We start from the raw sequence: 9049 nt of genomic DNA, 5'->3' as shown, positions 1-9049 counted from the left end.
CGCGATTTGTGCCGCTGAACGCACCCGCGGACAGAGAACCGGCCCGCACGCGGCGTAAATCGTGCATCCGGGGATGCGCCTCCGGAGTGCCCCGGACCCCGGCACGGGGCCACACCGGCCGCACCCCGCAACCGCCCAGACCCACGACCCCTCGCCGGGAGGCGACCCCGCCCCGGCACCCGGCACCGCGTGCACCGGCCGTCCCCCGGTACCACCACAGACCACGACCCCCCGCCGGGAGGCGAGACGCCACCGAACCGGTGACGCCGTGGGTGAGTTCCCCCACAACGGCCCGCCGTGGAGGAGCGACCAGCCGTTTCGCGCTTTACGCTCGACGGACCGCATGAATCCCGTACGACCCCCGTCGCCCCCCTTCCACGCCACGGAGGTTCACGCTCCATGAAGCTCACCGTCGTCGGCTGTTCAGGCTCGTTCCCCGCCGTGGGGTCCGCCTGCTCCAGCTACCTCGTAGAGGCCGACGGCTTCCGGCTGCTGCTCGACATGGGTAATGGCGCCCTCGGCGAGTTGCAGCGCCACTGTGGTCTGTACGACCTCGACGCCATCTTCCTCAGCCATCTCCACGCCGATCACTGCATCGACATGTGCGGTTACTTCGTCGCCCGTTACTACCGCTTCGACGGGGGGCGCTGCGACCCCATTCCCGTCTACGGGCCCGAGGGCACCGAGCAGCGGCTCACCGCCGCGTACGCGGACACGCCCACGGAGAAGTCGATGAGCGAGGTCTTCGACTTCCACACGCTGAAGCCGGGGTCGTTCGACATCGGGCCGTTCTCCGTGCGTACGGAGAAGGTCGCGCATCCGGTCGAGACGTTCGGGATCAGGGTCGAGTACGGCGGCAGGTCGCTGGTGTACTCCGGGGACACGGGGGCCAGTGAGGCGCTCGTGGAGCTGGCGGAGGACACGGACCTGTTCCTCTGCGAGGCGGCGTTCACGTTCGGCAAGGAGGACGTCGAGGGCCTCCATCTGAACGGCCGGGAGGCCGGGGAGCACGCGACGCGGGCGCGGGCGCGGCGGCTGGTGCTGACGCACATCCCGCCGTGGACGGACGGCGAGCTGAACCTGGCCGACGCGCGCGAGGTGTACGCGGGGCCGTCCGAGCTGGCGGCCCCGGGCCTGGTCTACGAGATCTGACCGGCGCGCCCGCCGCCGTTACGGTCTGACGTTCTGCTGGTCCGCCTCCTCCTCCAGCTCCTCCGGCTCGCGGCCCGGCGTGGGGATGTTGAACCGGGTGATCGCGAAGCGGAAGACGAGGTAGTAGACGACCGCGAAGCAGAGTCCGATCGGGATGATCAGCCAGGGCTTGGTGTCGAGGTGCCAGTTCACCACGTAGTCGATCAGGCCCGCCGAGAAGCTGAAGCCCGCGTGCACGCCCAGTGCCCAGGTGATCGCCATGGACGCCCCGGTGAGCAGCGCGTGCGCGCCGTACAGCAGGGGCGCGGCGAACATGAAGGAGAACTCCAGCGGTTCGGTCACACCGGTGACGAACGAGGTGAGGGCCACGGAGAGCATCAGCCCCGCGACCCGCTTGCGGTGTTCGGGGCGCGCGCAGTGCGCGATCGCGAGCGCGGCGGCCGGCAGGCCGAACATCATGATGGGGAAGAAGCCGGACATGAACTGACCGGCCGTCGGGTCCCCGGCGAAGAACCGGGTCAGATCGCCCTGGACGACGGTGCCGTCCGGCTTGGTGAACTCGCCCGCCTGGAACCAGAAGAAGGTGTTCAGGAACTGGTGCATGCCGATCGGGATGAGCAGCCGGTTGGCGACGCCGAAGATGCCCGCGCCCCAGGAACCCAGGTTGATCAGCTGTTTCGCGAACGTGGTCAGCGCGTCGCCCACCGGCTGCCAGAGCAGCCCGAAGAGCACGCCGAGGATGACGCCGATGAAGGCCATCAGGATCGGCACCAGCCGGCGGCCGTTGAAGAAGCCCAGCCAGTCGACCAGCCGCGTCCGGTGGAACCGCTGCCAGACGACCGCCGTCAGCAGCCCGATCAGGATGCCGCCGAGCACGCCGGGGTTCTGCGGGGTGCCCGCCGGGAGCGCCTTGGTGACCGTGCCGTCGATCGGGAACGCGGCCAGTACGCCGTGGAAGACGAGGAAGCCGGCGACCGCGGCGAGCGCCGTGGAACCGTCCGCCTTCTTCGCGAAGCCGATCGCGACGCCGATGCAGAAGAGCAGCGGCAGCCCGAACGCCCCGTCCAGGATGGCCGTACCGCCCAGGCTGAACACCTTGGCCGTCCTGTCCCAGAACGCGCCGTGCAGATACGCGGAGAACAGATTTCCGAGGCTGACCAGCAGACCGGCGGCGGGCAGCACGGCCACCGGTAGCTGGAGGCTGCGCCCGACCTTCTGGAGGCCGTTGAACAACCCGTTCCACCAGCGCGGACGCGGGCGAGGTCGCGGGGCGGGGGTGGCCGCGGTGCTGGAGGCGCTCATGGTCTGACTCCCGTCGTTCTTCCCATATTCGGTACGGGGGTGACGGGCCGCCCGGGAAGATGAGCCAACTGTGCGTTACCGTGACAAAGCGGACCGTGTGGAGCGGGCCGGATGGCATCGGTGAAGTGACGGGAGCGAGACATGGCCACCAAGGCCGAGAAGATCGTCGCCGGGCTCGGCGGCCTCGACAACATCGAAGAGGTCGAGGGCTGCATCACCCGTCTGCGCGCCGAGGTGGTCAACGCCGACCTTGTCGACGAAGCCGCGCTGAAGGCCGCCGGGGCGCATGGTGTCGTACGGATGGGTACGGCGGTCCAGGTCGTCATCGGCACCGACGCGGACCCGGTCGCGGGCGAGATCGAGGACATGATGTGACGGCGCGGCGTCCCGCCGTACCCCTCGGCGGGGCCTGATCACGCCTACCGGACCAGACCACTCCCGTAGGTCCCGATAGGCTCACGGTCATGTCTCGAATCGACGGCCGAACCCCCGAACAGCTCCGTCCCGTCACCATCGAACGCGGATGGAGCAAGCACGCCGAGGGCTCCGTCCTCATCTCCTTCGGTGACACCAGAGTCTTCTGTACCGCCTCGGTCACCGAGGGCGTCCCGCGCTGGCGCAAGGGCAGCGGCGAGGGCTGGGTCACCGCCGAATACTCGATGCTGCCGCGCTCGACCAACACGCGCGGCGACCGCGAGTCCGTCCGCGGCAAGATCGGCGGGCGTACGCACGAGATCAGCCGCCTGATCGGCCGCTCGCTGCGCGCGGTCATCGACTACAAGGCGCTCGGCGAGAACACCGTCGTCCTCGACTGCGACGTCCTCCAGGCCGACGGCGGCACCCGTACCGCCGCCATCACCGGCGCGTATGTCGCCCTCGCGGACGCGGTGGCCTGGGCGCAGGGCAAGAAGATCGTCAAGGCCGGCCGCCGGCCGCTGACCGGTACGGTCTCGGCGGTGAGCGTCGGCATCGTCGACGGCGCACCGCTGCTGGACCTCTGTTACGAGGAGGACGTGCGCGCCGAGACGGACATGAACGTCGTCTGCACCGGCGACGGCCGCTTCGTCGAGGTCCAGGGCACGGCGGAGGCGGAGCCCTTCGACCGCAAGGAGCTGAACGCGCTGCTCGACCTCGCCACAGCGGGCTGCGTGGACCTGGCGGCGCTCCAGCGCACGGCGCTGGAACAGACTCTCTGACGGGTCGGATACGGGGCGGGGCCGGCCTTCGGGGAACGTACCCTCCGCACCCGTGAACGTGGACGGGCCCCTGCCCATCGGCAGGGGCCCGTTGGCGTGCCGCGCTACGCCGCCGGCGCGGCGCTCCTCACCTTCCGGCGCTTCGGCGGACCGCAGGCCGAGTCATTCGGCGGGTCGCGGTGCGTCGGGCCCTTCCCCCTCGGGGCCGGCCGTCACGGCGGCGATGCCGGCCCCGAGGAAGTTCATCGCTGTGGCGATGTTCTCCTCGCTCGGGTGGAGAAACACCTCACTGATGACCGCTGCGGCGGCTCCGGCCACCATGCGCGGCACGAAGCCGTCGGGGGCTTCGCCCCGCCCGGCGGCGAAGATGCGCGCACCTTCCTGGATGGCCGAGGTCAACCGGTTGTTGGCGATGGCGCGCAGTTGGGGGTTGCGCTCCATCATGCGGTCCCAGAGCGCCTCCAGATCACCCTGGGTGCGTGTGTCGGCGATCTCCGCGCGCAGCCAGTTCTCCAGCGCGTCCGAGCCCGTGCCCCCGCTCTCGCGCAGCGCCTTCTCCAGCCGCTCGACGTTTTCGTCGAGGTAGGAGGTCGCCAGCTCCAGCTTGGAGGGGAAGTACAGCGTGACCGTCCGGGGGGACACCTCGGCTTCCGCGGCGATGTCGGCGATGGTCGTCGGCTCGAAGCCGCGGTCGGCGAACAGCTTGTAGGCCGAGCGCAGGATCGCCTGTCTGCGTCGGGCTTTACCTCGTTCCCGTACTCCTTGTTCCATGACGCCAACTTACCATCGAGCGTAAATTTGCAGTCAACTGTAAGTATGCAGCATGATGTAACCAAGTCGGTCGTCGGAGAGCGAGGAAGACGGACATGGCATCAATGCTGTTCGCGTGGGGTAAGTGGGCGGTTCGCCGCCGAGGCTGGGTGATCGGCGTCTGGCTGTCGCTCCTCGCCGTGATCGGCGGCCTGGGCGTCACCATGGCCGGTTCCCTCAGCACTCAGTTCTCGATCCCCGGGCTGGAGTCGCAGCGGGCGCAGGATCTGCTGGAGAAGAAGATGCCGGGTGCGGAGGGCGGCACGGCCCGGGTGGTGATCGCGGCCCCTGCCGGTGGCACGCTCACCACGCGCGGGCACAAGGAGGCCATCGAGACCAGCCTGGACAAGGTGAGCGGGATACCGGGTGTCGAGGGCGTCGCCGACCCGTTCGAAACGCGGACGATCTCACCGGATCGGCGCGTCGCCTTCGCCGACGTGCGGTTCCGCCAGTCCGCCGACGAGGTGCCCCAAGCCTCAAAGGACGCGCTGTCGGCCGCGATGGACGACGCCCGCGGCGCCGGGCTGGCGGTCGAGTTCGACGGCCCGGTCATGGAAAGCGTGCTGGAGGGCGGCGAACTGGCCGAGGTGGCCGGGGTCGTGATCGCGTTCGTGGTGCTCGCCCTGGCCCTGGGCTCGATCGTGGCGGCCGGGCTGCCGCTGCTTACCGCGTTCGTCGGTGTGGGCATCGGGGTGCTGGGGGTGCAGTTCATCTCCGGCTTCGTCGATATGACGAGCACGGCCACCGTGCTGGCACTGATGATCGGACTGGCCGTCGGGATCGACTACGCCCTGTTCATCATCGCCCGGCACCGCGAGCAACTGGCCGACCCGGACGTCGGGGTGGAGGAGTCGATCGCCCGCGCCGTGGCCACCGCCGGCAGTGCCGTCGTCTTCGCCGGCGCGACCGTGGTCATCGCGCTCGCCGCGCTGGCCGTCATCGGCATTCCGTTCCTGGCCGTCATGGGACTGGCCGCCGCCGCCACGGTGCTCCTCGCGGTCCTCGTCGCGGTCACGCTGGTCCCCGCCGTACTCGGACTGGCCGGCGACCGCCTGCGGCCCCGGCCCCGGTCCCGGCCCCGGCCACAGCCCCGGCCACAGCCCCGGCCCACGCCCACCGAGCACGGCCGGAGTGCGGCAGGCTCCTGGAGCATGGCGTGGGGCCGCACGGTCACCCGCAAGCCACTGCTCGTGCTTCTCGTCGGGGTGATCGGTCTGCTCGCTCTCGCCTGGCCGGCGAAGGACCTGCGCCTGGGACTGCCCAGCGGCGCCGCCCAGCCCGCGGCCAGCACCCAGCACAAGGCGTACGACCTGGTCGCCGAGGGGTTCGGAGACGGCTTCAACGCCACTCTCACAGCCGTCGCCGACACCGGCGGCATGCCCGCCGCGGAACGTCAGCGGGCGGTCGGCGCACTGCGCGACACCCTGTCCCGGGACCCCGGCGTGGCGTACATCTCGGAGCCCGTCGTCAACCCCGACACCACCGTGTCCGCCCTCTCCATCGTTCCGAAGACCGGACCCGACGACCAGGCCACCACCGACCTGGTCCACCGGCTGCGGGAACAGGAGAGCGCCTTCTCCCAGCAGGGCGGCACCCTCTACATCGCCGGCAGCACCGCCGCGGCCATCGATGTCTCGGCCAAGCTGTCCGAAGCACTGCCGCTGTTCATCGCCATCATCGTGACCCTGGCCGTGATCCTGCTGACCGTCGCGTTCCGCTCGCTCCTCGTACCGCTGAAAGCCGTGCTTGGCTTCCTGCTGTCGGTCGCCGCGTCCCTGGGGTGCACCGTATGGATCTTCCAGAACGGCCATCTGAACGGGCTCCTGGGGATTCCCTCGGCCGGTCCTGTCACCAGCTTCCTGCCCGTCGTTCTCATCGGCGTCCTGTTCGGCCTCGCGATGGACTACGAAGTCTTCCTCGTCAGCCGGATGCGGGAACACCACGAGCAGACCCGTGACGCAGCCGCGGCCGTCATCAGCGGCGTGGCCAACAGCGGAAGGGTGGTCTCCGCCGCGGCCCTGATCATGGTCGCCGTCTTCGGCGGGTTCGTCTTCAACCAGGACCCGATCACCAAGTCCATCGCCTTCGCCCTGGCCGTCGGCGTGTTCATCGACGCCTTTCTGGTGCGCATGGCCCTGGTGCCGGCCGCCATGGCCCTGCTCGGCCACCGTGCCTGGCACCTGCCCGGCCGGCTCGACCGCAACATCCCCCACGTCGACCTCGAAGGAGCGAACCTCCCCGTCACAGAGGACCCCACCGAGCCCACACGTAACCCCGTCCCCACGGGGCATGGAGCTTCAGGTCGCTAGGGCCTGTGTGGGGTTGTGATCTGGGCTCGCGGGGCGTGGCACGCACGCTCGCGGCGTTGCCGAAATGCCCTAGTAGCTCCGCTACGAGGGCCTCTCGACGCCTTGCGATCGCACGCACCACGCCCCGCTCCCTGATCCAGATCACAACCCCACACAGGCCCTAGTGCCGCGACGGGGCAAAGCTCGCCGGGAGGGGCACTGGACACCCGACCCCGACTGCCGCTCCATCCCCACGCACCGTGCCCCCGGGTACGGTGCGTGGCCCGTCCTGGGCCTGTCGAGGATCCCGCCGAACAGGCGGCTCAGGCCCTCGCCCGATACTGGACGGCATGACCCGTCTGATCCTCGCCACCCGCAACGCCGGGAAGCTCACCGAACTCAAGGCCATCCTCGCGGACGCCGGCCTGCCGCACGATCTCGTCGGCGCGGACGCGTATCCGGAGGTCCCCGACGTCAAGGAGACGGGCGTCACCTTCGCGGAGAACGCCCTGCTCAAGGCGCACGCCCTGGCCGCCGCGACCGGCCTGCCGGCCGTGGCCGACGACTCCGGCCTCTGCGTCGACGTCCTCGGCGGCGCCCCCGGCATCTTCTCCGCCCGCTGGTCGGGCGCGCACGGCGACGACGAGGCCAACCTCCGCCTCCTGCTGGCCCAACTGGCCGACATCGCCCCGCCCCACCGCGCCGCCCACTTTGCCTGCGCGGCGGCACTCGCCCTCCCGGACGGCACGGAACGCGTCGTCGAGGGCCGCCTCCTGGGCACCCTCCGCACCACCCCGTCCGGCACGGGCGGCTTCGGCTACGACCCGATCCTCCAGCCGAACGGCGAAACCCGCACCTGCGCGGAGCTGACGCCGGCGGAGAAGAACGCGATCAGCCACCGCGGCAAGGCGTTCCGCGCGCTGGTCCCGGTGGTGCGGGAGCTGCTGGGCTGAGCCTCCGGACGGACAGAGAAACGGCCTGTGAATCAGGATTGATTCGCAGGCCGTTCATAGTGCGGCGGAAGGGATTCGAACCCTCAAGCCTTTTCAGGGGCCACAGATCCTAAGTCTGCTGCGTCGCCGTTGCGCCACCGCCGCCAGCCGTCCGTCATCGTACCGGCTGCGGTCGGCATGCCCTAGCGAGGTTTCCGGCGGCTGCGGCACCAGGTATCGGTGAGCGCGTGGCAGTTCGGGCAGAGGTAGCGCAGGTTTGCGGGCCGGTTGTCGAGCCAGTCGCCGTTGACGTGGTCGATCTGGAGCGTGATTGGTCGCTCGAGCCACTTGCCGGTGTTCCCGCAGGACACACACCGGTACGGGACCTCGATCTCCTGGAGCGCCCGGTGCAGCCGGGTGCGGTTCGTACGGGGAGATCCATGGGGGAGGAGGACCAGCGTGGCCGGGGCGATGGGCTTCGGGTCGTGCACGGGAGCCGAAGCCCAGCCGCGCCGCTTGAAGTGACTTGTGTCGATGCCCAGTTGGATTACCTTCCGCCGTACCCGCCGATGATTCGTGTCGTTGACGGGCAGTCCGAGGGAACGCATGACGTCGGCGTAGCTGGATGCGGTGGGTATGGCCTCGCGCAGGGCGGTCTCCGGGACTGTCAGCCGTGCGTTGCGGAAATGGGTGGTGTCGATGTCCCGCTCCTTGAGCATTCGGCCGAGCACGGCACGCGACCGGCTGTCGTCGGGCACGCCGAGTGCGCGGGCAGCGCCCCGGATGCTGGTGGAGGAGGCGGCCGCATTCGCCAACTCTGCTGTGGTGAAGGGCAATTCGATCCGGGGGCGGTTCATTCCGGGGAAGTGACTGATGTCGATACCGGCTGCCGCGATGCGGCGGGTGATGTGTGACAGCGTGCCCGTGGCGGGTGGAACACCCAGCTTGACGACCACCTCGCGCAACGTAGTGGAGGTCGCGGCAGCGGCGGCGATCGTCTCGTCCGGATACTTTCGCCACGGGCTCCGCTGCTTGAAGTGGCCGGTGTCGATACCGAGGGCGGTGACCTTCGCCTGGAGTACGCGACGCTGACCACCGCTCTCCTTGAGCCCGAGGCGACGCATCAGGCCCGCCCAGGTGCGTACCTCGGAGATGGCGGCGGCGAGCCGGTCCCGGTCGTATGCCTCAGACACGGGTTCTCCCTCGGGGGCTAACAGCCCAGCTCAGCGTGGACCGCACCGGCATATCCCGACCCCCTCGTCCCGGCCGCGCGTTCGCAGCCTCGTACTGAGTAACGAACCGGATATCGGACGGTTACGCCGTACGGAGCAGGAAAGGGACCGAGGCCCCGCGTGGGCGGGGCCTCGGG

General features: G+C 69.8%; 8 protein-coding genes and 1 tRNA gene. 5 read left to right on the top strand and 4 right to left on the bottom strand.

Going from position 1 to position 9049, the window contains the following annotated elements:
- Nucleotides 1-399 precede the first annotated feature (399 nt).
- On the top strand, nucleotides 400-1152 hold the full coding sequence (locus AB0389_RS34260; protein WP_366399459.1) for an MBL fold metallo-hydrolase: 753 nt from the start codon (nucleotides 400-402) through the stop codon (nucleotides 1150-1152).
- 18 nt (nucleotides 1153-1170) lie between these two features.
- On the opposite strand, the gene AB0389_RS34255 is transcribed toward AB0389_RS34260, so the two are convergent.
- Nucleotides 1171-2454: a PTS transporter subunit EIIC gene (locus tag AB0389_RS34255; protein ID WP_366399458.1), complete on the bottom strand. Its 1284-nt coding sequence runs from the start codon at nucleotides 2452-2454 to the stop codon at nucleotides 1171-1173.
- 141 nt (nucleotides 2455-2595) lie between these two features.
- Here AB0389_RS34255 and AB0389_RS34250 point away from each other — a divergent pair, with 141 nt between their 5' ends.
- Complete coding sequence (locus AB0389_RS34250; protein ID WP_366399457.1) at nucleotides 2596-2829, top strand: PTS glucose/sucrose transporter subunit IIB; 234 nt, start codon at nucleotides 2596-2598, stop codon at nucleotides 2827-2829.
- Between the two features lie 89 nt (nucleotides 2830-2918).
- Complete coding sequence (gene rph / locus AB0389_RS34245; protein ID WP_366399456.1) at nucleotides 2919-3650, top strand: ribonuclease PH; 732 nt, start codon at nucleotides 2919-2921, stop codon at nucleotides 3648-3650.
- Between the two features lie 162 nt (nucleotides 3651-3812).
- On the opposite strand, the gene AB0389_RS34240 is transcribed toward rph, so the two are convergent.
- Nucleotides 3813-4421 carry a TetR family transcriptional regulator gene (locus AB0389_RS34240; protein ID WP_366399455.1) on the bottom strand — a complete coding sequence of 203 codons (609 nt, stop codon included), beginning with the start codon at nucleotides 4419-4421 and terminating at the stop codon, nucleotides 3813-3815.
- Nucleotides 4422-4516: 95 nt separating this feature from the next.
- Between AB0389_RS34240 and AB0389_RS34235 the strand changes: the two genes are divergently transcribed.
- Nucleotides 4517-6769, top strand: coding sequence for an MMPL family transporter (locus tag AB0389_RS34235; protein ID WP_366399454.1), 2253 nt, complete (start codon nucleotides 4517-4519; stop codon nucleotides 6767-6769).
- Between the two features lie 329 nt (nucleotides 6770-7098).
- Nucleotides 7099-7701, top strand: a complete 603-nt coding sequence (rdgB, locus tag AB0389_RS34230) for an RdgB/HAM1 family non-canonical purine NTP pyrophosphatase (protein ID WP_366399453.1) — start codon at nucleotides 7099-7101, stop codon at nucleotides 7699-7701.
- A 60-nt stretch (nucleotides 7702-7761) separates the two neighbouring features.
- Here rdgB and AB0389_RS34225 read toward each other — a convergent pair.
- Nucleotides 7762-7845: transfer RNA gene (locus tag AB0389_RS34225), tRNA-Leu, on the bottom strand.
- Nucleotides 7846-7883: 38 nt separating this feature from the next.
- The gene (locus tag AB0389_RS34220; RefSeq protein WP_366399452.1) at nucleotides 7884-8873 is read right to left on the bottom strand and encodes an HNH endonuclease signature motif containing protein; all 990 of its coding nucleotides are present in this window, start codon (nucleotides 8871-8873) and stop codon (nucleotides 7884-7886) included.
- Between the last annotated feature and the right edge of the window lie 176 nt (nucleotides 8874-9049).

The organism is Streptomyces sp. NPDC093109 (assembly GCF_040701725.1).
Classification (GTDB): Bacteria; Actinomycetota; Actinomycetes; order Streptomycetales; family Streptomycetaceae; genus Streptomyces.
This window is presented reverse-complemented; position numbering and strand designations above follow the sequence as displayed.